We start from the raw sequence: 20,576 nt of genomic DNA, 5'->3' as shown, positions 1-20,576 counted from the left end.
TTTGCATCAGACTGAAGGAGTCGCGATGGCGAACGACAGAGTCCCGGCAGCGGCCGTGACGACCTACGAAGACGGACCGGTACGCGCCTTTGCGCTGGCCGCCGTGCTCTGGGGCGTGGTGGGCATGGCGGTGGGTGTCTTCATCGCCGCCCAGCTGGCCTGGCCGGAGCTCGGCGCCGGCATCCCCTGGCTGAGCTACGGCCGCCTGCGGCCCCTGCATACCAACGCCGTCATCTTCGCCTTCGGCGGCTGCACCTTGATGGCCACCAGCTATCACGTCGTGCAGCGCACCGGCCAGACGCGGCTGTTCGCGCCGATGCTCGCCTGGTTCCACTTCTGGGCCTGGCAGGCCGTCATCGTCGGCGCGGCCATCACGCTGCCGCTGGGCATCACGCGCGGCAAGGAGTACGCGGAGCTGGAGTGGCCCATCGGCGTGCTCATCACCATCGCCTGGGTGGCCTATGCCATCGTCTTCTTCGGCACCGTGGGGCGGCGCAAGATCCGCCACATCTACGTGGCCAACTGGTTCTTCGGCGGCTTCATCCTCGCCGTGGCCCTGCTGCACCTGGTCAACGGCGCGGTGCTGCCGGTCAGCTTCTGGAAGAGCTATTCGGCCTATGCCGGCGTGCAGGACGCCATGGTGCAGTGGTGGTACGGCCATAACGCGGTGGGCTTCTTCCTGACCGCGGGCTTCCTCGGGATGATGTATTACTACATTCCCAAGCAGGCCGAGCGCCCCGTCTACAGCTACCGCCTGTCCATCGTCCACTTCTGGGCGCTGATCTTCACCTATATGTGGGCGGGCCCCCACCACCTGCACTACACGGCCCTGCCGGACTGGGCGCAGAGCGTGGGCATGCTGTTCAGCCTGGTGCTGCTGGCGCCGAGCTGGGGCGGCATGATCAACGGCGTCATGACGCTCAGCGGGGCCTGGCACAAGCTGCGCGACGACCCCATCCTGAAGTTCCTCATCGTGGCGCTGTCCTTCTACGGCATGGCCACCTTCGAGGGGCCGATGATGTCGATCAAGACGGTCAACGCGCTGTCGCACTACACCGACTGGACCGTCGGCCATGTGCATGCCGGCGCCCTGGGCTGGGTCGGGCTGATCTCGATGGGATCGCTCTACCACCTGATCCCGCGCATGTTTGGCCGCACGGAGATGTATTCGAAGCGCGCCATCGAGCTGCACTTCTGGATCGCGACCCTGGGCATCGTGCTCTACATCGCCGCGATGTGGATCGCCGGCGTCATGCAGGGGCTGATGTGGCGGGCGGTCAACCCCGACGGCACCCTGGTCTACACCTTCGTCGAGAGCGTCAAGGCGACCTGGCCCTTCTATGTGGCGCGACTGCTCGGCGGGCTGCTGTATCTCGCCGGCATGTTGGTGATGGCCTGGAACGTGGTGAAGACCATGCAGGCGGGCAAACCGCAGTTGGTGCGCATTCCACAACCTACGTTGGTCCACGCTTGAAGGAGGCCGCATGACTACTGAACGCTACACCGGCCACCAACGCATCGAGACCAGCAACCTGCTGATGATCGTCCTCGTGCTGCTGACTGTCTTCGTCGGCGGCTTCGTCGAGATCGTGCCCTTGTTCTTCCAGCGCTCGACGACGCAGCCGGCTCCCGGCCTCAAGCCCTACACGGCCCTGCAGGTCGCCGGCCGCGACATCTACATCCGCGAGGGTTGCTACAACTGCCACTCGCAGATGATCCGTCCGCTGCTGGCCGAGACCCTGCGCTATGGCGAGTACTCCAAGGCCGGCGAGTTCGTCTATGACCGCCCCTTCCAGTGGGGCAGCAAGCGCACCGGCCCCGACCTGCACCGCGTCGGCGGCAAGTACAGCGACGACTGGCACCGCATCCACCTCAACAATCCGCGCGACGTGGTGCCGGAGTCCAACATGCCGGCCTACACCTGGCTGGCCAGCGCGTCGGTCGACGCCGCCGGCCTGCCGACCCGCATGAGCGCCTTGCGCACCCTGGGCGCGCCCTACAGCGACGCCGAGATCAAGGACGCGCCGCAGGCGGCCGCCGGCAAGACCGAGCTGGATGCGCTGGTCGCCTATCTGCAGGTGCTCGGTACTGCCGGAAAGGAGGCACCCCGTGGGAATCAATGAACTGCGCGTGGCCGTGACCCTGGTGTCGCTGGCCGTCTTCATCGGCATCGTCGTCTGGGCCTGGCGCGGCCGCTTCGAGGCTGCCGCCGAGCTGCCGCTGTTGGGGGATGACCAATGAGTGACTTCATCAGCCCCGGCTGGTCCATCTTTGTCGCCGCGGCCACGGTGCTGGGCCTGGTCGCCTGCATCGTCTTGCTGCTGATCGCCAGCCGTCGCCAGCCCTCGGCGGCCGACAACACGACGGGCCATGTCTGGGACGAAGACCTGCGCGAGCTGAACAACCCCTTGCCGCTGTGGTGGATGGGTCTGTTCGTGCTGACCGTGGTGTTCTCTGGCATTTATCTGGCCCTCTATCCGGGCCTGGGCAGCATCAGCGGCAAGCTCGGTTGGACGAGCACGACCGAGCATGCGGCCGACCTTGCTCAGGCGCGCGCGGCCATGGCGCCGGTCTACGCCGGCTTTGCCAACCTGACGCCCGAGCAACTGGCCAAGGATCCCAAGGCCCACGCCATCGGCGAGCGCCTGTTCGCCAACAACTGCGCCCAATGTCATGGCGCCGATGCCAAGGGCAGCAAGGGATTCCCCAACCTGACCGACAAGGACTGGCTGTGGGGCGGCAGCTTCGAGACCATCACCGAGACCATCACGCAGGGTCGCGAAGGCAATATGCCGGTGATGGCAGCGGCCGTCGGCACCAGCGAGGACGTGCGCAACGTCGCCCACTACGTGTTGTCGCTGTCGGGCAGCCCGCACAACCCGCTGTATGCCCAACTGGGCAAGCCCAGGTTCACGGCCTGCGCGGCCTGCCATGGACCGCGCGGCCAGGGCAACCCGGCCCTCGGCGCGCCCAACCTCAGCGACAAGGTCTGGCTGCACGGCTGGGGCGAGGAAGCCGTCATGGCCATGGTCAACAACGGCAAGCACAACGTGATGCCGGCCCATGGCGAGCGGCTGACGCCGGAGCAGATCAAGGTGCTGGCGGCCTATGTCTGGGGCCTGAGCAACTAGCCATGGCCGATTCGGAAGCCGTCATCCGGCTCTACCGCTCCGAGGACAAGATCCACCCACGCGCGGTGGACGGCTTCTACGCGCGCTGGCGCTGGGCCCTGGTGACCGTGACGCAGGCAGTCTTCTACGGCCTGCCCTGGCTGAGCTGGGGTGACCGCCCGGCCGTCCTCTTCGACCTGGCTGCGCGACGCTTCTATGTCTTCGGCCTGGTGCTGTATCCGCAGGACTTTGTCTACCTCGCGGTGCTGCTGATGGTGTCGGCCTTTGCGCTGTTCCTGTTCACGGCCGTGGCGGGGCGGGTCTGGTGCGGCTATGCCTGCCCGCAGACGGTCTACACCGAGATCTACATGCTCGTGGAGCGCTGGTTCGAGGGCGACCGCAATGCACGGCTTCGGCTGGAGAAAGGCCCCTGGTCCTTCGGCAAGCTGGGGCGCAAGACAGGCAAGCAGCTGGCGTGGATCGCCATCGGCCTGTGGACCGGCTTCAGCTTTGTCGGCTACTTCACGCCCATCCGCACGCTGGGCGCCGAGGTGCTGAGCCTGGGCTTGGGACCCTGGGAAGCCTTCTGGGTGCTGTTCTACGGCTTCGCGACCTATGGCAACGCCGGCTATATGCGCGAGCAGGTCTGTAAATACATGTGCCCCTATGCGCGCTTCCAGAGCGCCATGTTCGACCGCGACACCTTGATCATCGGCTACGACCCGGTGCGTGGCGAACCCCGCGGCAAGAACGCCCAGCGCGGCAAGAAGGGCAGTGACCAGAACAGGCGCGCCGAGACCGTGGGCGACTGCATTGACTGCGGTCTTTGCGTACAGGCCTGCCCGACCGGCATCGACATCCGCGACGGCCTGCAGTACGAATGCATCAGCTGCGCGGCCTGCATCGACGTCTGCGATGGCGTGATGGACAAGATGGGCACGCCGCGTGGCCTGATCCGCTACGACACCGAGAACGGCATGTCGCAGCAGCTGACGCGCGCCCAGCACTGGCGCCGCCTCTTCAGGCCCCGCGTGCTGGTCTACGGCATCGTGCTGCTGCTGATCTGCGCCGGTGCGCTGGTCAGCCTGGCCTCGCGCCACAGCTTCCGCGTCGACGTGGTGCGCGACCGCGCCTCGCTGGCTCGGCTGGTGGAAGACGGCTGGATCGAGAACGTCTACCGCCTGCAGATCATGAACGCCACCGAGGCGACGCAGCGCTACCGCCTGGCGGCCGATGGCCTGCCCAGTCTGCAACTCACCCAGGAGACGACGGTCGAGGTCGGACCGGCCGGGGCGCGCTGGGTGGCGGTGTCGCTGCGCATGCCGCCCGAGGCAGCCCAGGCGCTCAAAGCCGGCGCGCATCCACTGCAGTGGCGCATCCGGCGCGAGGCCGATGGCGAGACCGTTGCCGAGAAATCCACCTTTGTCGTGCCGCGCTGAGGCGGCAGGAGAACCCGATGCGCTCAATCCCTTCGACATCGCCCTGGCGCCAGCCCATGGTCTGGCTGGTCGTGGCCGGCCCGACAGCCGTCGTCGTCGCCAGCTTTTTCACGCTGGCCCTGGCCATCCGGCATCCCGACCCGCCGCTGGAACTGCGCCACGCCGTGGCCGCCGACGACGTGGCCGACCTGCGCAGCAACGATTCCGTGCCGGCGCTGACCGCCCGCAATCACGCCGCCACCGGCACCGCTGGCCTGAAGCCATGACTGGACCGGTCGGCCCCTCACGCGTCAGGCGCTTCGCGATGGCCGTGGCCTGGTCGTCCTTCCTGAGCGCCGGCGTGCTGGAGGCTCTGGTCTTCGCAGTTGTTGACCCGACCGAGCTGCGCTGGTTCGGCGCCACGCCCATCGAGTTGACGGCGCAGGCGATCTACACGCTCAGCTTCCTGATCTTCTGGGCCGTCATTGCCCTGGGGGCCAGTCTGTCACTGCTGTTGGTCAGCTTGCCCGATGACGTCAGGCCTTCACGTCACGCGCCGGGCTGGCCTCGCTGAGGCCCGCGTTGGCGACGACGCGGGCACCGCGGTCATAGGTCCAATAAGCCCAGGCCCAGTCCAGCAGCACGACGAAGCGGTTGCGGTAGCCGATCAGGAAGTAGACGTGGGCGAACAGCCAGAACAGCCAGGCGAAATAGCCCGAGAAGCGCAGCGGGCCTGCCGGCGTGCCCAGGTCGACGACGGCGCTGTTGCGGCCGATGGTGGCGAGGTTGCCGTAGTCGCTGTAGCGGAAGGCCTGGATCGCCTCCCCGCGCAGGCGGCGTTTGATGTTGGCGGCGGCGCAGCGGCCCATCTGCTTGGCGCCGGGCGACACGCCGGGCACGGGCTTGGGCTCGCGGCCCGCCACATGGCTCTGCGCCGCGGCCAGGTCGCCGATGACCTGGATGTGAGGAAAGCCTTTCAGGCTCAGGTCGGGCTCGACGACGACGCGGCCGGCGCGGTCCAGTGCGCAGCCCGTGGCTTCGGCCAGCACACGGCCCAGCGGTGACGCGGCCACGCCCGCAGCCCACACGACGCAGCGGCTGTGCAGGCGCTCGGGCCCGCCAGCGGTCGTCAGGTCCAGGCCTTGATCATCGATGCCGGTCACGCGGGCATTCAGCTTCACCTCCACGCCCAGGGCCACCAACTGCTCGCGGGCGCGTTCGCTCAAGGCCTCGGGCATGGCGGCCAGCACGCGCGGCCCGCCCTCGACCAGCAGCACCTTGGCCTGGCGCGGGTCGATGCGGCGGAACTCGCCGGACAAGGTGTGGCGGGCGATCTCGGCGAAGGTGCCGGCCAGCTCGACACCGGTCGGCCCCGCGCCGACCACGACGAACTGCATCAGCGCTGCGCGCCGGGCTGGGTCATCCTCGCGCTCGGCCGCCTCGAAGGCCAGCAGCACGCGGCGGCGGATCTCGAAGGCGTCTTCCAGCGTCTTCAGGCCAGGCGCGTGCTGCGCCCAGTCGTCGCGGCCGAAGTAGCTGTGGGTGGCGCCGGCGGCGACGATGAGGTGGTCCCAGCGCAGCACGGCGCCGTCCTTCAGCGTGGCGGTCTTGGCGTTGGCGTCGATGCCGGCGACTTCGCCGAGCAGCGTCGTCACATTGCGCTGGCCGCGGAAGAGGTGGCGGATGGGTGCCGCGATCGACGGCGCCGACAAGCCTGCGGTCGCCACCTGGTAGAGCAGGGGCTGGAAGAGGTGGTGGTTGGTCTTGTCGACGACGGTGATGTCGACTTCAGCAGCGCCTGAGCCGGAGAAAGCTCGCGCCGCCTCCAGGCCGCCGAAGCCGCAGCCGATGATGAGGACTTGGGGACGCATGCAACCGATCCTACGCCTCATTTGCTGCGCCGCAGCAATGCTCCGGGTCAAGCCCCGTTTCGCGCTGTTGCAATGGATGCGAAGCTGGGGAGAGCCGCTGGCGGGATGGACTCTTAGCATGCGGCGCGCGCCTGCACGATGTCCGCCCATTTCCTTTCCGCACCTGCCCACTCAAGCTCCGAGCCCACGTCTTCCACCGACTCGGCCTGGCAGCGCCTGCGCAGCGAGGGCCTGCGTGGCCTGTCCTTTCGCCAGGGCCTGCTGGCCGTCTTCCTGCTGATCGCCATCGCCCTGGGCGGCGCCGCGGCCCAGGCCATGCTGGCCTTGGAGCATCTGGCTCTGCAAGGCCGTGAAGCCTCCCAGGACGCCGCAACACTGACATCCCAGGTGCAGCGCCTGGCCGAGCGCACCGTGGCCATGGAGCGCAGCGCGCGCCAGTTCCTGGTGCTGGACGACGGGGCCTTGCGCGAACGCTTCCAGGCGGCCTGGGCTGAGGCGCGCGATACCCAGGCCGAGCTGACGCACACGCTGACGGAGCCGGCCGCGCGCCAGCTTTTCGCCGACTGGGGTGCTCAGGCCGATGCGGCCTGGCGCATCCTGCAGAACCCGGGTCGCGCCCGACAAGCTGCCCTGCAACGCCTGAACCCCTTGTTCGCTCGCATGCACGGCCTCAACCAGGCGTTGACGCAGCAAGGCCAGCAGGCCATGGACAGGCGCAGCGACGCCGTGCTGGCCGAACTGGAGCAGCAGCGGCGGCTGATCAGCGCCCTCGTTGTCGGCGCCATCGTGCTGGCGGTCCTGCTGGGCCTGGGCTTCGGGCGCTGGCTGCTGCGGCCGCTGGCCGATGTCGAGACCGCCATCGGCCGGCTCGGCGACAACCGTTTCGACCAGCCCGTCGACGTGCGCGGCCCGGTGGACCTGCGCCGTCTCGGCCGCCAGCTGGAGTGGCTGCGCCAGCGCCTGGCCACGCTGGAGTCCGACAAGACCCGCTTCGTGCGCCACATCTCCCACGAGTTGAAGACGCCCATGGCCTCCATCCGCGAGGGCGCGGCCCTGCTGCGCGACGGCGTGGCCGGGCCGCTGACGGCCGATCAGGTCGAGATCGTGCGCATCCTCGGTGACAACAGTGCCGCGCTGCAGCGTCAGATCGAGGGCCTGCTGAGCTATCAGTCGCTCGCTTCGGATGCTCAGCAGCTGCGCCGCCGCCCGACGGCCTTGAAGCCTCTGCTGGAGCGTGTCGTCGACGATCAGCGCCTGTTGTGGCAGGCCAAGGGGCTGAAAGTCCAGCTCGAAGCGGTCGATGTCACCGCTGCGGTCGACGGCGACAAGCTGGGTGTCGTGCTCGCCAATTTGCTGGTCAACGCGGTGCGCTTCAGCCCGCCGGGTGGCAACGTCATCTTGAGATTGAGCGAGGACGCGGCGAGCGTCGCCATCGACTGCCTGGACGAGGGCAGCGGCGTCGCGGTCGAGGACGTCGAGCGCATCTTCGATCCCTTCTACCAAGGCCGCCTTCAGCCCCCCGGCGCCCGCCGTGGCAGCGGCATCGGCCTGTCCATCGTGCGCGAGATCGTGCAGGCGCATGGCGGCTCCTGCTGCCTGCTGCCCAGCGAGCGCGGCGCCCATTTCCGCCTTGAGATACCCCATGCGAAGACTGCTTGAGATCACCGGCCTGCTGTTGCTGGCCGCCTGCCAGACGCCGGCACCCATGCCGCTGGCGCCGCCTCCTCCCGCGCCGGTCTGCCCCGAGCCGCCGCCGGCGCCTCCCGCGCCTGTCGATGAGGGCCTGAAGACTGTGCAGGCGTATGCCACCGATCTGCAAAAGGCCATGCAGCTCGGTCAGGGCCGCAGCGCGGCCGAGCAGGCCCAGGCCGCGACCCAACTGGAAGCCCTGGCCAGCTCCAGTGACCCGCAAGCCGAACCGCTGAAGCCACTGGCCACGCTGATGGCCGCACGCCTGGCCGAGCAGCGCCGCCTGCAGGACAACGTCGACAAGCTCAACCAGCAGCTGCGCGACAGCCAGCGCCGCAACGAGCAACTCAACGAGAAGCTCGAAGCCTTGAAGGCGATCGAGCAGACCCTGCCCGCCAAGCCTGGCGCGGCGCCGCGTTGAGGAAGGAGGGCAGGGCATGAGCACACCCGCCGCCATCCTGGTCGTCGACGACGACACCGACCTGCTGCGCCTGATGACCATGCGGCTGACCGCGGCCGGCCACGCCGTGCAGGCCGTCGCCAGTGCAGAGGCCGCACTCGCCCATCTGGCCGTCAAGCTGCCGGCCCTGGTCATCACCGACGTGCGCCTGCCCGGCCTGGACGGCCTGGCCCTGTTCGACGAGATCCGCGCCCGCCACCCTTCGCTGCCCGTCATCCTGTTGACGGCCCATGGGTCCATCCCCGACGCCGTCGAGGCGACCACGCGCGGCGCCCATGCCTATCTGACCAAGCCCTACGACGGCAAGGAGCTGCTGGACAAGATCAACCAGGCCCTGCTGCTGAACCGGCCCGGCCCGGCGCCCTTCGACGGCGACGGCGCATGGCGCAGCGAAATCATCAGCCGCAGTCCGCGCATGGCGGAGGTGCTGGCCGAGGCGCGCCTGGTGGCGGGCACCGATGCCAGCGTGCTGATCGCTGGCGACAGCGGCACGGGCAAGGAGCTGCTGGCCCGTGCCATTCACAAGGCCAGCCCGCGCGCCGGCAAGCCCTTTGTCGCAGTGAACTGCGCGGCCATCCCCGAGGCCCTGCTGGAGTCGGAACTGTTCGGCCATGTGAAGGGTGCCTTCACCGGCGCCCAAGGCCATAGACAGGGCCTGATCCCGGCGGCCGAGGGGGGAACGGTCTTCCTCGACGAAATCGGCGACATGCCGCTGGCCCTGCAGGTCAAGCTGCTGCGGGTGCTGCAGGAGCGCGTCGTGCGGCCGGTGGGCAGCAACGAGGCCGTGGCGGTGGATGTGCGCGTGCTGTCGGCCACCCACCGCGACCTGGAGCTGGCCATGAGCGAGGGCCTGTTCCGGCCTGACCTCTACTACCGCCTCAATGTCGTCAAGCTGCAGCTGCCGGCCCTGGCCGAGAGGCGCGAGGACATTGCGCTGCTGGCCCAGCATTTTTTGCTGACGCTGGCCGGGCGGCATCGCAAGCCGGTCAAGGGCTTTGCCCCCGATGCACTGGAGGCCCTGGTGACGGCGCCTTGGCCGGGCAATGTGCGCCAGCTCTTCAACGTCGTCGAGCAGGTCTGCGTGCTGGCGACGGCGCCGCTGGTGCCGCTGGCCCAGGTGCAGCGCGCGCTGCAGATGCCGCCGGCCGAGGTGCTGAACTACCAGCATGCCAAGCAGCGCTTCGAGCGCGACTACCTGAACCAGCTGCTGAAGCTGACCTCGGGCCAGGTGGCCGAGGCCGCGCGCCTGGCGGATCGCAACCGCACCGAGTTCTATCGCCTGCTGCAAAAGCATGGCCTGGACCCGCAGCTCTTCCGCGCGGATGCGGCCCCCCTAGCTCAGCCGTCGGATTCCGGCGACAGAAAATTGTCAGACGAATCAAGCGCTTAGCGTTTCGGTGGGCTGGCCTGTCGCCACCCGGCGACAAAACCGGCCCGCGGACCGCCGGCGCGTTCGTGAGAAATTCCTCAAGTGGTTGATTTGGAATGGATTTTCAGAGCTGGCACGGGCTTTGCGCTAAGGCGGTAGTGGTGCCACCCGGCATTGCTTCCGATTCACGCATCCTCAGGAGATCTGCATGCGACAAACCTCGACCTTCGCCCGACTGCTGACCGCCACGCTGATGGCGGGTGCCGCGACCGCGAGCTTCGCGGCCGAACAAGCACCGGCGCCCGCTGACGCCCCGGTCCAGCAAGTGGCGCAGGCCCAGCCGGCCGGCGATGCCGCCATCACCAGCCAGGCCCAGGCTGCCCTGCAAAAGGACAAGGACCTGCAGGCCCTGCCCCTGACCGTCAGCACCACCGGCGGCGTGGTTGTCCTGAAGGGCGTCGCGCCCACCGCTGACCTGGCCCAGAAGGCCGTGCTGCTGGTGCAGGCCGTGTCGGGCGTGAAGGAAGTGCGTAGCGAGATCAAGGTCGGCTGACGCCATACCTTGCATCTCGAGGCCCCGCGCGCCCCCGCGGGGCCTTTTTGCGTCAGCAGCGGCTGTTGTTGACCAGCGCCTGGAGGCCGGCTTGGTTGAGGATGCGCAGCTGGCGCTGCTTGACCTCCATCAGCCCGTCGTCCTGGAACTTGGAGAAGGTGCGGCTGACGGTCTCGAGCTTGAGGCCGAGATAGCTGCCGATCTCCTCGCGCGTCATGCGCAGCACCAGGCTGCTCGGCGAGAAGCCGCGCGCCTGCAGTCGTTGCGTCAGATTGAGCAGGAAGGCCGCCAGCCTCTCCTCGGCGCGCATATTGCCGAGCAGCAGCATGACGCCATGGTCGCGCACGATCTCGCGGCTCATGATCTTGTGGAACTGGTGCTGCAGCACGGTGAACTCGCGCGACAGCTCCTCCAGCTGCGTGTACGGAATGACGCAGACCGACGAGTCCTCCAGCGCGACGGCGTCGCAGTGGTGATGGTCGCTGCTGATGCCGTCCAGGCCGAGCAGCTCGCCGGCCATCTGGAAGCCCGTGACCTGGTCGCGCCCATCCTCGCTGCCGACGCAGGTCTTGAAGAAACCGGTGCGCACCGCGTAGAGCGCCTCGAAGCGCTCGCCGTTGCGGAACAGATGCTCGCCGCGTGCTACGTTGCGGCGCCGGTCCACCAGGCCGTCCAGCTGGTCCAGCTCGCTGGCGTTCAGCCCCACCGGCAGGCAGAGTTCGCGCAGATTGCAGCTCGCGCAGGCGACCTTGAGGGGCTCGACAGTGGTGGGTGCAGTGGCCATGTCGGGAATTATCGGCATGGGCATCGCGCGGGGCAGGGTGGTCAGCATGAAATGCATTGTTCGCCGCCGCACCCGCACTGTCCTTGACCTGGATCAAGGCCGCTGAAGTCGCTGCTGGGCACAGTGGCGGCATGGCTGCCGTCACCGACAAACCCCTGGACCCCGAACTGCTGCGCCGCCACGACGTGGCCGGCCCGCGCTACACCTCCTACCCGACGGCCGATCGCTTCGTCGAGGCTCATCAGGCGCCCCAGCATCTGCAGGCGCTGGCCCTGCGCGGCACGATCCAGCCGCTGTCGGTCTATGTGCACATCCCTTTTTGCGAGCAGCTCTGCTATTACTGCGCCTGCAACAAGATCATCACCCGCCACCATGAGAGGGCGCGCCCTTACCTGGACCTGCTGGGTGTCGAGATGGACCTCGTGGCAGAGGCCCTGGGCGGTGCGGCACCGGTGTCGCAGCTGCACCTGGGGGGCGGTTCGCCGACCTTCCTGTCCGACGACGAGCTCAGCCTGCTGATGGACATGCTGCGGCGGCGCTTCCGGCTGCTGCCCGGCGCCGAACTGTCCATCGAGGTGGACCCGCGCACCGTCGATGCGGCGCGGCTGGCCCATCTGCGCATGCTGGGCTTCAACCGGCTGTCCTTCGGTGTGCAGGACTTCGACGCCGGTGTGCAGAAGGCGGTGCATCGGGTGCAGCCGCTGGAGTCCGTCGCCGCGCTGATGCAATCGGCGCGCGAGCTGGGTTTCGCGTCCCTCAGCGTCGACCTGATCTATGGCCTGCCGCTGCAGACGCCGGCCAGCTTCGCCCGCACCATCGCCCAGGTGGCCGGGCTGCGGCCCGATCGCATCGCGATGTATGCCTATGCCCATCTGCCGCAGCGCTTCAAGCCGCAGCGTCGCATCGTCGCCGAGCTGCTGCCGCCGGCCGGGGACAAGCTGGCCATGCTGTCGGGTGCCATCAGCGCCCTGCTCGGCGAGGGCTATGCCTACATCGGCATGGACCACTTCGCGCTGCCGGGCGACCCGCTGGCCGTCGCCAAGCGCCAGGGCCTGCTGCATCGCAACTTCCAGGGCTATTCGACGCAGCCGGACTGCGATCTCGTCGGCCTGGGCGTGTCGGCCATCAGCCGCGTCGGCGCCACCTATGCGCAGAACGCCAAGACCCTGGCCGACTACGAGGATGCGCTGAACCAGCGCCAGCTGCCCGTGCAGCGCGGCCTGGCGCTGAACCGCGACGACCTGGTGCGGCGCGCCGTCATCATGGCGCTGATGTGCCAGGGCCGGCTGGAATTCGAGTCCATCGCCACGTCCTACCTGGTCGACGTCCAGGCCTATTTCGCGCCCGAACTGGAACGCCTGGTGGCGCTCGCCGCTCAGGGCCTGGTGGCGCTGGAGCCCGGTGCCATCCAGGTGACGCCGCTGGGCTGGTATTTCGTGCGCGCCGTGGCCATGGTGTTTGACCGCTATTGCCAGGCCGACGCGGGCCGCGAGCGCTTCTCCAAGATCATCTGATGGGCCTGGATGCGGCGCTGATCGCCTCGGCCGCGTTGATGGGCCTGGCCGTTACGCCGCATTGCGCCGCCATGTGCAGCGCGCCCTGTGCCCTGGCCGCCGGGCCGCGGCCGGTGAGGCTGCTCGTCGGGCGGCTGCTGGGCTATTCAGCCGCAGGCGCGGTGGCCGCGGCATCGGCACAGGCGCTGGCCACTGCGTCGAGTCGCGTCCTGCTGCTGCAACCCGCCTGGGCCCTGCTGCAGGCGGGCATGCTGCTGCTGGGCCTGACGCTGCTGGCGCGCGGCCGGGTGCCGGCGTGGCTGGGCACGGTGCGCTGGCGCCCCGCGCCGCGGCATGCCTTCGCGACCGGACTCGCCTGGGTTGCCATGCCCTGCGGCCTGCTGCACGCGGCACTCCTGCTGGCCGGGCTGTCGGGCTCGCCCGGCAGCGGCGCGCTGGCCATGGCCGGCTTTGCGCTGGCCAGCACGCCGGGCCTCGCCATCGCGCCGCTGTGGCGGGCGCGGCTGCTCAAGCGTGGCGCGGGTGGAGACGTGCTGGCCCTGCGTCTGGCCGGACTGGGCCTCGCAGCCGGTGCGGGCTGGGGGCTGGCGCAAGGCATATGGCATGGGATCCGGCTGGCCTGCTGAGGCGGCCATAAACTCGCCGGGTTTCGTTTTTGTCTCGAAAGCCCACAAGCCATGTACCAACACATCAAGGTGCCTGAAGGCGGCCAGAAGATCACCGCCAATGCCGACTTCTCGCTGAATGTGCCGAACAACCCCATCATTCCCTACATCGAGGGTGATGGCACGGGCCTGGACATCACGCCCGTCATGCTGAAGGTGGTGGACGCGGCCGTGGCCAAGGCCTATGGCGGCTCGAAGAAGATCCACTGGATGGAGATCTACGCCGGCGAGAAGAGCACCCGGGTCTACGGCCCCGACGTCTGGCTGCCGGAAGAGACGCTGCAGGTCGTCAAGGACTACATCGTCTCCATCAAGGGCCCGCTGACGACGCCGGTCGGCGGTGGCATCCGCTCGCTGAATGTCACGCTGCGCCAGGAACTGGACCTCTACGTCTGCCTGCGCCCCGTGCAGTATTTCGACGGCGTGCCCAGCCCCGTGAAGGAGCCCCACAAGGTCGACATGGTCATCTTCCGCGAGAACTCGGAAGACATCTACGCCGGCATCGAGTACGAGGCCGAGAGCGACAAGGCGAAGAAGCTCATCAAGTTCCTGCAGGACGAGATGGGCGTCAAGAAGATCCGCTTCCCCGAAACCTCCGGCATCGGTGTGAAGCCGGTCAGCCGCGAAGGCACCGAGCGCCTGGTGCGCAAGGCCATCCAGTACGCCATCGACAACGACAAGCCCAGCGTCACCATCGTGCACAAGGGCAACATCATGAAGTTCACCGAAGGTGCCTTCCGTGACTGGGCCTACGCGCTGGCGCAGAAGGAATTCGGCGCCGAGCCCATCGACGGCGGCCCGTGGTGCAAGGTCAAGAACCCCAAGACCGGCAAGTCCATCACCATCAAGGACGTCATCGCCGACGCCTTCCTGCAGCAGATCATCCTGCGCCCCGCGGAGTACAGCGTCATCGCCACGCTGAACCTGAACGGCGACTACGTCTCCGACGCTCTGGCCGCCCAGGTCGGCGGCATCGGCATCGCGCCGGGCGCCAACATGAGCGACTCCATCGCCATGTTCGAGGCCACCCACGGCACGGCGCCCAAGTACGCCGGCAAGGACTATGTGAACCCCGGCTCCGAGATCCTGTCGGCCGAGATGATGCTGCGCCACATGGGCTGGACAGCTGCCGCCGACCTCATCATCAGCTCGATGGAAAAGGCCATCCTCAGCAAGAAGGTCACCTATGACTTCGCCCGCCTGATGGACGGCGCGACCCAGGTGTCCTGCTCGGGGTTTGGCCAGGTCATGATCGACTGCATGGAGTAAGCGACATCGGGCAAGGCCCGGTGTTCATCCATCGCCCCGCCTCGCGTCGTCGAGCGCGGGGCTTTTTGTCGCCCCGAAAAGGAAAACCCCGGCTCTGGGCCGGGGTTTGGGGCTGTCTCGCGGTGCTTCACGAGGCGGCTGTGATCGGCAATTGCAGGAGCAAACGCCTGGTTTCAGACTGTAAAGAAAGAAGCTGGCGATTGGCTTGCTGTCGGATTACGGACTTGCCCTGAGCGTGAAAACGCAACGCTGCTGCTAGGCAAAAAAAGGGCGCCCGACGGGCGCCCTTTTTGTTGCGGTGCAGCAGATCAGCCGGCCAGCGCTTGCAAGGCCGCGTTGAAGGTGGCGCTGGGGCGCATGACCTTGTCCAGCTTGGCCGTGTCCGGCAGGAAGTAGCCGCCGATGTCGGTCGGCTGGCCCTGGACGGCCTTCAGTTCCTCGGCGATCTTGGCTTCGTTGGCGGTCAGCGTGTCGGCCAGGGCCTTGAAGCGTGCGGCCAGTTCGGCGTCATCCTTCTGTGCGGCCAGTTCCTGGGCCCAGTACAGCGTCAGGTAGAAGTGGCTGCCGCGGTTGTCGATCTCGCCGGTCTTGGGGCTCGGGCCCTTGCCGTTGTCCAGCAGCTTGCCGGTGGCGGCGTCCAGGGCCTTGGCCAGCACCTTGGCCTTGGCGTTCTGGGTCTTGATGCCGACATCTTCGAGGCTGACGGCCAGGGCCAGGAATTCACCCAGCGAGTCCCAGCGCAGGTGGTTCTCTTCCACCAGCTGCTGCACGTGCTTGGGTGCCGAGCCGCCGGCGCCGGTCTCGTACATGCCGCCACCGGCCATCAGCGGCACGATGGACAGCATCTTGGCCGAGGTGCCCAGCTCCATGATGGGGAAGAGGTCGGTCAGGTAGTCGCGCAGGATGTTGCCGGTGGCGCTGATGGTGTCCAGGCCGCGGATGACGCGCTCCAGTGTGTAACGCATGGCGCGCACCTGGCTCATGATCTGGATGTCCAGGCCGGTCGTGTCGTGCTCGTGCAGATACATCTTGACCTTGCGGATCAGCTGGGCCTCGTGCGGGCGGTAGCTGTCCAGCCAGAAGACGACGGGCATGCCCGAGTTGCGGGCGCGGTTGACAGCCAGCTTGACCCAGTCGCGGATGGCGGCGTCCTTGCACTGGCACATGCGCCAGATGTCGCCCTGCTCGACCTCCTGGCTCAGCAGCACTTCGCCCGTTTCCAGGTCGGTGATGTTGGCGGTGCCGGCTTCGGTGATTTCAAACGTCTTGTCGTGCGAGCCGTATTCCTCGGCCTGCTGGGCCATCAGACCGACGTTGGGCACGGTGCCCATGGTCTTGGGATCGAAGGCGCCATGCCATTTGCAGAAGTTGATCATCTCCTGGTAGATGCGGGCGAAGGTCGACTCCGGCATCACGGCCTTGACATCCTTCAGGCGGCCGTCGGCGCCATACATCTTGCCGCCGCTGCGGATGGCCGCGGGCATGGAGGCGTCCACGATGATGTCGTTGGGCGAATGGAAGTTGGTGATGCCCTTGGCCGAGTCCACCATCGCCAGTTCGGGGCGGTGCTCGTGGCAGGCGTGCAGGTCACGCTTGATCTCGTCCTGGGTGCTTTGCGGCAGCGTGGCGATCTTGGTGTACAGGTCCACCATGCCGTTGTTGACGTTGACGCCCAGTTCGTCGAACAGCTTGGCGTGCTTGGCGAATGCGTCCTTGTAGAAGATCTTCACGCAGTGGCCGAACACGATGGGGTGGCTCACCTTCATCATGGTGGCCTTGACGTGCAGCGAGAACATCACGCCGGTCTTGCGCGCGTCCTCGATCTCCGTTTCGTAGAACTCGAGCAGGGCCTTCTTGCTCATGAACATCGAATCGATGACTTCGCGGTCCAGCAGCGAGACCTTGGGCTTGAGGATGATGGTCTTGCCGCTCTTGGTGATGAGCTCCATCTTCACGTCGCGGGCGCGGTCCAGGGTCATGGACTTTTCGCCGTGATAGAAGTCGCCGCCGTGCATATGCGACACATGCGAGCGCGAAGCCTGGCTCCAGGCGTCCATGCGGTGCGGGTTCTTGCGGGCGTATTCCTTGACGGCCTTGGGCGCGCGGCGGTCGGAGTTGCCTTCACGCAGCACCGGGTTCACGGCCGAGCCGATGCACTTGTTGTAGCGCGCGCGGATGTCCTTCTGCTCGTCGGTCTCGGGCTTCTCGGGGAAGTCGGGGATCTTGTAGCCCTTGTCCTGCAGTTCCTTGATCGCGGCCTTGAGCTGGGCCACCGAGGCGCTGATATTGGGCAGCTTGATGATGTTGGCTTCGGGCTTGAGCGTCAGCTTGCCCAGGGCGGCCAGGTTGTCGGGCGCACGCTGTTCTTCGGTCAGCAACTCGGGGAACTGGCCCAGGATGCGGCCGGCCACCGAGATGTCGCTGGTGACGACGTCGATGCCAGCTTGAGCCGCGAAGGCCTGAACGACCGGCAGCAGCGAGGCCGTGGCCAGGCGCGGTGCTTCATCGGTCAGGGTGTAAACAATCTGGGTCGTCTTTTCGGCGGTCATGAGCGTGGTCCGGTAAAGGGGGAATCCTTGCAGCGCGCAGCGGCCAGGTCGCCGCGCGCAAGCCATGGACTTTAGCAAGCCGAGTCGCTCGCCGAAACGGCACCCCGCCATGCGAAAGCCCCGTGGCCTTGCGGCTCACGGGGCTTTTTGGGGGGCGTTTCGCTCAGGAAGCTTGCGGCTGCTCCATGACCCTGGCTGCTTCCATCGGCGTGATGTTCTGGGCGAGTTGACCCTTGGGGCCCTGCACCAGATCGAATTGCACCTGGCTGCCCTGCTTCAGCGTTCGGAAACCCTCCATCTGGATCGCCGAAAAATGAGCGAAGACGTCATCGCCGCCGGCTTCCGGCTCGATGAATCCAAAGCCCTTGGCATCGTTGAACCACTTGACTTTGCCCAGCGCCATCATCTTGTCTCCAATTCTTTGTGGCACCTCCCGGGGAGGCGGACGTGGATTCTGGTAGCGCAATAAAAAGCGTCAATTCGGGACCTTCCCGGCCGGGTTCACCCGAAGCTGCTTGCAATTTCGGGTCGCGTCTCCACTTGCCCGCAGTCGGCGAGGGAAACCCCCCGTCGATAGAATCCCGACATGCCTGTGTTCCCCGTTTTTTCACCGCGAAACCAGTCGACGCCGCCTCCGCCCGTGCCGCCCATCAAGCCGGGCAAGGACGAGGGCGAAGGTGCGGTCGTCGTCGAGCGCCAGACCCAGAAGACCGAGCCCCCGCGGCTCTATCAGGTCCTGCTCTTGAACGACGATTTCACGCCGATGGAGTTTGTAGTCATGGTTCTGCAGGAATTTTTCCGGCATGACCTCGATACGGCGACGCAGATCATGCTCAAAATCCACCACGAGGGTCGCGGGGTCTGCGGTGTGTTCACCAAGGATGTCGCCGCGACCAAGGTGGAGCTGGTTCTGGCCGCCTCACGGCGTGCCGGCCACCCCCTGCAGTGCATTATGGAGGCCGCATGATTGCGCAAGAGCTTGAAGTCAGTTTGCACATGGCGTTCGTCGAGGCGCGCCAGCAGCGGCACGAATTCATCACCGTCGAGCACTTGCTGCTCGCGTTGCTCGACAACCCCAGCGCCGCAGAGGTGCTGCGGGCCTGTGCCGCCAACCTGGACGATCTGCGCAAGAGCCTGACGCAGTTCATCAAGGAAAACACGCCCATGGTGGGCGGCAGCGACGAGGTGGACACCCAGCCGACGCTGGGCTTCCAGCGCGTCATCCAGCGCGCCATCATGCATGTGCAGAGCACCGGCAGCGGCAAGAAGGAAGTGACCGGCGCCAACGTGCTGGTCGCCATCTTCGGCGAGAAGGATTCGCACGCCGTCTACTACCTGCACCAGCAGGGCGTCACGCGTCTGGACGTCGTCAACTTCATCGCCCATGGCATCAAGAAGACCGACCCCGAGCCGCCCAAGAACCCCGAGGGCCAGGCCCCCGGCGGCACGGACGCCGAGCGCGAGGAAGGCGAGGGCGGCAATGCCAAGGCCTCGCCCCTGGAGCAGTTCACCCAGAACCTGAACCAGCAGGCCAAGGACGGCAAGATCGATCCGCTGATCGGCCGCGAGTCCGAGGTCGAGCGCGTCGTGCAGGTGCTGTGCCGCCGCCGTAAGAACAACCCGCTGCTCGTCGGTGAGGCCGGCGTGGGCAAGACGGCCATTGCCGAAGGCCTGGCCTGGCGCATCACCGAAGGCGAAGTGCCCGAAGTGCTGGCCGACGCCATCGTCTACTCGCTGGACATGGGCGCGCTGCTGGCGGGCACCAAGTACCGCGGCGACTTCGAGCAGCGCCTGAAGGCGGTGCTGAAGGCGCTGAAGGACCAGCCCAACGCCGTGCTGTTTATCGACGAGATCCACACGCTGATCGGTGCCGGCGCGGCCTCGGGCGGCACGCTGGACGCCAGCAATCTGCTGAAGCCGGCGCTGAGTTCCGGCGCGATGAAGTGCATCGGCGCCACCACCTTCACCGAGTACCGCGGCATCTTCGAGAAGGACGCGGCACTGTCCCGTCGCTTCCAGAAGGTCGACGTGGCCGAGCCCTCGGTCGAGCAGACCATCGAGATCCTGAAGGGGCTGAAGAGCCGCTTCGAGGAGCACCACTCGGTCAAGTACGCCCTGGGCGCCCTGCAGGCCGCCGCCGAGCTGTCGGCCAAGTACATCAACGACCGCCACCTGCCGGACAAGGCCATCGACGTCATCGACGAGGCCGGCGCCGCCCAGCGCATCCTGCCCAAGAGCAAGCAGAAGAAGACCATCACCCGCGCCGAGGTCGAGGACATCGTCGCCAAGATCGCGCGCATCCCGCCCGCCTCGGTCAACAGCGACGATCGCAGCAAGCTCAAGACCCTGGACCGCGACCTGAAGAGCGTCGTCTTCGGTCAGGACCCGGCCGTGGACGCGCTGGCCGCCGCCATCAAGATGGCGCGCTCCGGCCTGGGCCGCCCGGACAAGCCGGTGGGCAGCTTCCTGTTCAGCGGTCCGACCGGCGTCGGCAAGACCGAAGTGGCCAAGCAGCTCGCCTACATCCTGGGCATCGAGCTGATCCGCTTCGACATGTCCGAGTACATGGAGCGCCATGCCGTCAGCCGCCTGATCGGTGCTCCTCCGGGCTATGTCGGTTTTGACCAGGGCGGCCTGCTGACCGAGGCCGTCACCAAGAAGCCGCACTCGGTGCTGCTGCTGGACGAGATCGAGAAGGCCCACCCGGATGTCTTCAACGTGCTGCTGCAGGTCATGGACCATGGCACGCTGACCGACAACAACGGGCGCAAGGCCGACTTCCGCAACGTCATCATCATCATGACGACGAATGCGGGCGCGGAGGCCTTGAACAAGTCCACCATCGGCTTCACCAACGCTCGCCAGCAGGGCGACGAGATGGCCGACATCAAGCGCCTGTTCACGCCGGAGTTCCGCAACCGCCTGGACGCCATCGTTTCCTTCCGCCCGCTGGACGAGGAAATCATCCTGCGCGTGGTCGACAAATTCCTGCTGCAGCTGGAAAGCCAGCTGCAGGAGAAGAAGGTCGAAGTCAGCTTCTCCGACGCGCTGCGCAAGCATCTCGCCAAGAAGGGCTTCGACCCGCTGATGGGCGCGCGGCCGATGCAACGCCTGATCCAGGACACCATCCGCCGTGCACTCGCCGACGAGCTGCTGTTCGGCAAGCTGGTCGATGGCGGCCGCCTGAGCGTGGACGTGGACGACAAGGGCGAGACGGTGCTGGACATCCAGCCCACGCCGCCCAAGCCGAGCAAGGACGGCAAGCCCAAGGCCGAGCCGGCGACGGCTTGAGCCTTGCAGCTCTGAACTGAAAGGGACGCCTCGG

20 protein-coding genes are annotated in these 20,576 nt (G+C 67.1%); 16 read left to right on the top strand and 4 right to left on the bottom strand.

The window, feature by feature from the left end; translation table 11 throughout:
• The first annotated feature begins 25 nt into the window (after positions 1 to 25).
• From ccoN to ACS5PN_RS06970, 7 genes are read left to right on the top strand one after another with little or no spacing between them, the layout of a single operon-like run.
• Positions 26 to 1,474 (top strand): cytochrome-c oxidase, cbb3-type subunit I, encoded by a 1,449-nt coding sequence (gene ccoN / locus ACS5PN_RS07000; RefSeq protein ID WP_439463203.1) that lies wholly within the window; start codon positions 26 to 28, stop codon positions 1,472 to 1,474.
• A 10-nt stretch (positions 1,475 to 1,484) separates the two neighbouring features.
• Positions 1,485 to 2,123 carry a cytochrome-c oxidase, cbb3-type subunit II gene (gene ccoO / locus ACS5PN_RS06995; protein WP_439463202.1) on the top strand — a complete coding sequence of 213 codons (639 nt, stop codon included), beginning with the start codon at positions 1,485 to 1,487 and terminating at the stop codon, positions 2,121 to 2,123.
• A complete protein-coding gene (locus ACS5PN_RS06990; protein ID WP_439463201.1) occupies positions 2,110 to 2,241 on the top strand; it encodes a cbb3-type cytochrome oxidase subunit 3 in 132 nt (43 codons plus the stop codon). Before ccoO ends, ACS5PN_RS06990 begins: the two co-directional genes overlap by 14 nt.
• Positions 2,238 to 3,131, top strand: a complete 894-nt coding sequence (gene ccoP / locus ACS5PN_RS06985) for a cytochrome-c oxidase, cbb3-type subunit III (protein WP_439463200.1) — start codon at positions 2,238 to 2,240, stop codon at positions 3,129 to 3,131. Before ACS5PN_RS06990 ends, ccoP begins: the two co-directional genes overlap by 4 nt.
• Before the next feature lie 2 nt (positions 3,132 to 3,133).
• A complete protein-coding gene (gene ccoG / locus ACS5PN_RS06980; protein ID WP_439463199.1) occupies positions 3,134 to 4,549 on the top strand; it encodes a cytochrome c oxidase accessory protein CcoG in 1,416 nt (471 codons plus the stop codon).
• 17 nt (positions 4,550 to 4,566) lie between these two features.
• Positions 4,567 to 4,815 carry a hypothetical protein gene (locus ACS5PN_RS06975; RefSeq protein ID WP_439463198.1) on the top strand — a complete coding sequence of 83 codons (249 nt, stop codon included), beginning with the start codon at positions 4,567 to 4,569 and terminating at the stop codon, positions 4,813 to 4,815.
• Positions 4,812 to 5,102, top strand: coding sequence for a hypothetical protein (locus ACS5PN_RS06970; protein WP_439463197.1), 291 nt, complete (start codon positions 4,812 to 4,814; stop codon positions 5,100 to 5,102). Before ACS5PN_RS06975 ends, ACS5PN_RS06970 begins: the two co-directional genes overlap by 4 nt.
• Here the strand turns inward: ACS5PN_RS06970 and ACS5PN_RS06965 are convergent.
• On the bottom strand, positions 5,065 to 6,399 hold the full coding sequence (locus ACS5PN_RS06965) for an NAD(P)/FAD-dependent oxidoreductase (RefSeq protein ID WP_439463196.1): 1,335 nt from the start codon (positions 6,397 to 6,399) through the stop codon (positions 5,065 to 5,067). The two genes, ACS5PN_RS06970 and ACS5PN_RS06965, sit on opposite strands and share 38 nt — an antisense overlap.
• A gap of 138 nt (positions 6,400 to 6,537) precedes the next feature.
• On the opposite strand from ACS5PN_RS06965, the gene ACS5PN_RS06960 reads away from it, so the two are divergent.
• The 4 genes from ACS5PN_RS06960 (at position 6,538) to ACS5PN_RS06945 (ending at position 10,470) form a co-directional block, all read left to right on the top strand.
• Positions 6,538 to 8,058 (top strand): ATP-binding protein, encoded by a 1,521-nt coding sequence (locus ACS5PN_RS06960; protein ID WP_439463195.1) that lies wholly within the window; start codon positions 6,538 to 6,540, stop codon positions 8,056 to 8,058.
• Complete coding sequence (locus ACS5PN_RS06955; RefSeq protein ID WP_439463194.1) at positions 8,042 to 8,509, top strand: hypothetical protein; 468 nt, start codon at positions 8,042 to 8,044, stop codon at positions 8,507 to 8,509. Before ACS5PN_RS06960 ends, ACS5PN_RS06955 begins: the two co-directional genes overlap by 17 nt.
• Positions 8,510 to 8,525: 16 nt before the next feature.
• Positions 8,526 to 9,938 (top strand): sigma 54-interacting transcriptional regulator, encoded by a 1,413-nt coding sequence (locus ACS5PN_RS06950; protein ID WP_439463193.1) that lies wholly within the window; start codon positions 8,526 to 8,528, stop codon positions 9,936 to 9,938.
• 187 nt (positions 9,939 to 10,125) lie between these two features.
• Positions 10,126 to 10,470 (top strand): BON domain-containing protein, encoded by a 345-nt coding sequence (locus ACS5PN_RS06945; RefSeq protein ID WP_439463192.1) that lies wholly within the window; start codon positions 10,126 to 10,128, stop codon positions 10,468 to 10,470.
• A gap of 52 nt (positions 10,471 to 10,522) precedes the next feature.
• Here the strand turns inward: ACS5PN_RS06945 and fnr are convergent, their stop codons facing one another.
• On the bottom strand, positions 10,523 to 11,254 hold the full coding sequence (gene fnr / locus ACS5PN_RS06940; protein ID WP_439463704.1) for a fumarate/nitrate reduction transcriptional regulator Fnr: 732 nt from the start codon (positions 11,252 to 11,254) through the stop codon (positions 10,523 to 10,525).
• A gap of 131 nt (positions 11,255 to 11,385) precedes the next feature.
• On the opposite strand from fnr, the gene hemN reads away from it, so the two are divergent.
• From hemN to icd, 3 genes are read left to right on the top strand one after another with little or no spacing between them, the layout of a single operon-like run.
• Positions 11,386 to 12,768 carry an oxygen-independent coproporphyrinogen III oxidase gene (gene hemN, locus ACS5PN_RS06935; protein WP_439463191.1) on the top strand — a complete coding sequence of 461 codons (1,383 nt, stop codon included), beginning with the start codon at positions 11,386 to 11,388 and terminating at the stop codon, positions 12,766 to 12,768.
• Positions 12,768 to 13,394 carry an urease accessory protein UreH domain-containing protein gene (locus ACS5PN_RS06930; RefSeq protein WP_439463190.1) on the top strand — a complete coding sequence of 209 codons (627 nt, stop codon included), beginning with the start codon at positions 12,768 to 12,770 and terminating at the stop codon, positions 13,392 to 13,394. The genes hemN and ACS5PN_RS06930 overlap by 1 nt, the downstream gene beginning before the upstream one ends.
• 51 nt (positions 13,395 to 13,445) lie before the next feature.
• On the top strand, positions 13,446 to 14,702 hold the full coding sequence (gene icd / locus ACS5PN_RS06925) for an NADP-dependent isocitrate dehydrogenase (protein ID WP_439463189.1): 1,257 nt from the start codon (positions 13,446 to 13,448) through the stop codon (positions 14,700 to 14,702).
• 308 nt (positions 14,703 to 15,010) lie between these two features.
• On the opposite strand, the gene ACS5PN_RS06920 is transcribed toward icd, so the two are convergent.
• Together ACS5PN_RS06920 and ACS5PN_RS06915 are read right to left on the bottom strand one after the other, a co-directional pair.
• Entirely contained in the window at positions 15,011 to 17,251 is a 2,241-nt protein-coding gene (locus ACS5PN_RS06920) for an NADP-dependent isocitrate dehydrogenase (protein ID WP_439463188.1), read from the bottom strand.
• A gap of 163 nt (positions 17,252 to 17,414) precedes the next feature.
• A complete protein-coding gene (locus tag ACS5PN_RS06915) occupies positions 17,415 to 17,654 on the bottom strand; it encodes a cold shock domain-containing protein (protein ID WP_439463703.1) in 240 nt (79 codons plus the stop codon).
• A 183-nt stretch (positions 17,655 to 17,837) separates the two neighbouring features.
• Between ACS5PN_RS06915 and clpS the strand changes: the two genes are divergently transcribed.
• Together clpS and clpA are read left to right on the top strand one after the other, a co-directional pair.
• Positions 17,838 to 18,218 carry an ATP-dependent Clp protease adapter ClpS gene (clpS, locus tag ACS5PN_RS06910; RefSeq protein ID WP_439463187.1) on the top strand — a complete coding sequence of 127 codons (381 nt, stop codon included), beginning with the start codon at positions 17,838 to 17,840 and terminating at the stop codon, positions 18,216 to 18,218.
• Positions 18,215 to 20,542 (top strand): ATP-dependent Clp protease ATP-binding subunit ClpA, encoded by a 2,328-nt coding sequence (gene clpA / locus ACS5PN_RS06905; RefSeq protein WP_439463186.1) that lies wholly within the window; start codon positions 18,215 to 18,217, stop codon positions 20,540 to 20,542. Before clpS ends, clpA begins: the two co-directional genes overlap by 4 nt.
• The last annotated feature ends 34 nt before the right edge of the window (positions 20,543 to 20,576 follow it).

The sequence above is a fragment of the Roseateles sp. NT4 genome (assembly GCF_051857475.1).
GTDB lineage: Bacteria > Pseudomonadota > Gammaproteobacteria > Burkholderiales > Burkholderiaceae_C > Pelomonas.
The sequence above is the reverse complement of the archived record's forward strand: the minus strand, read 5'-3'. Positions and strand labels throughout refer to the sequence as shown.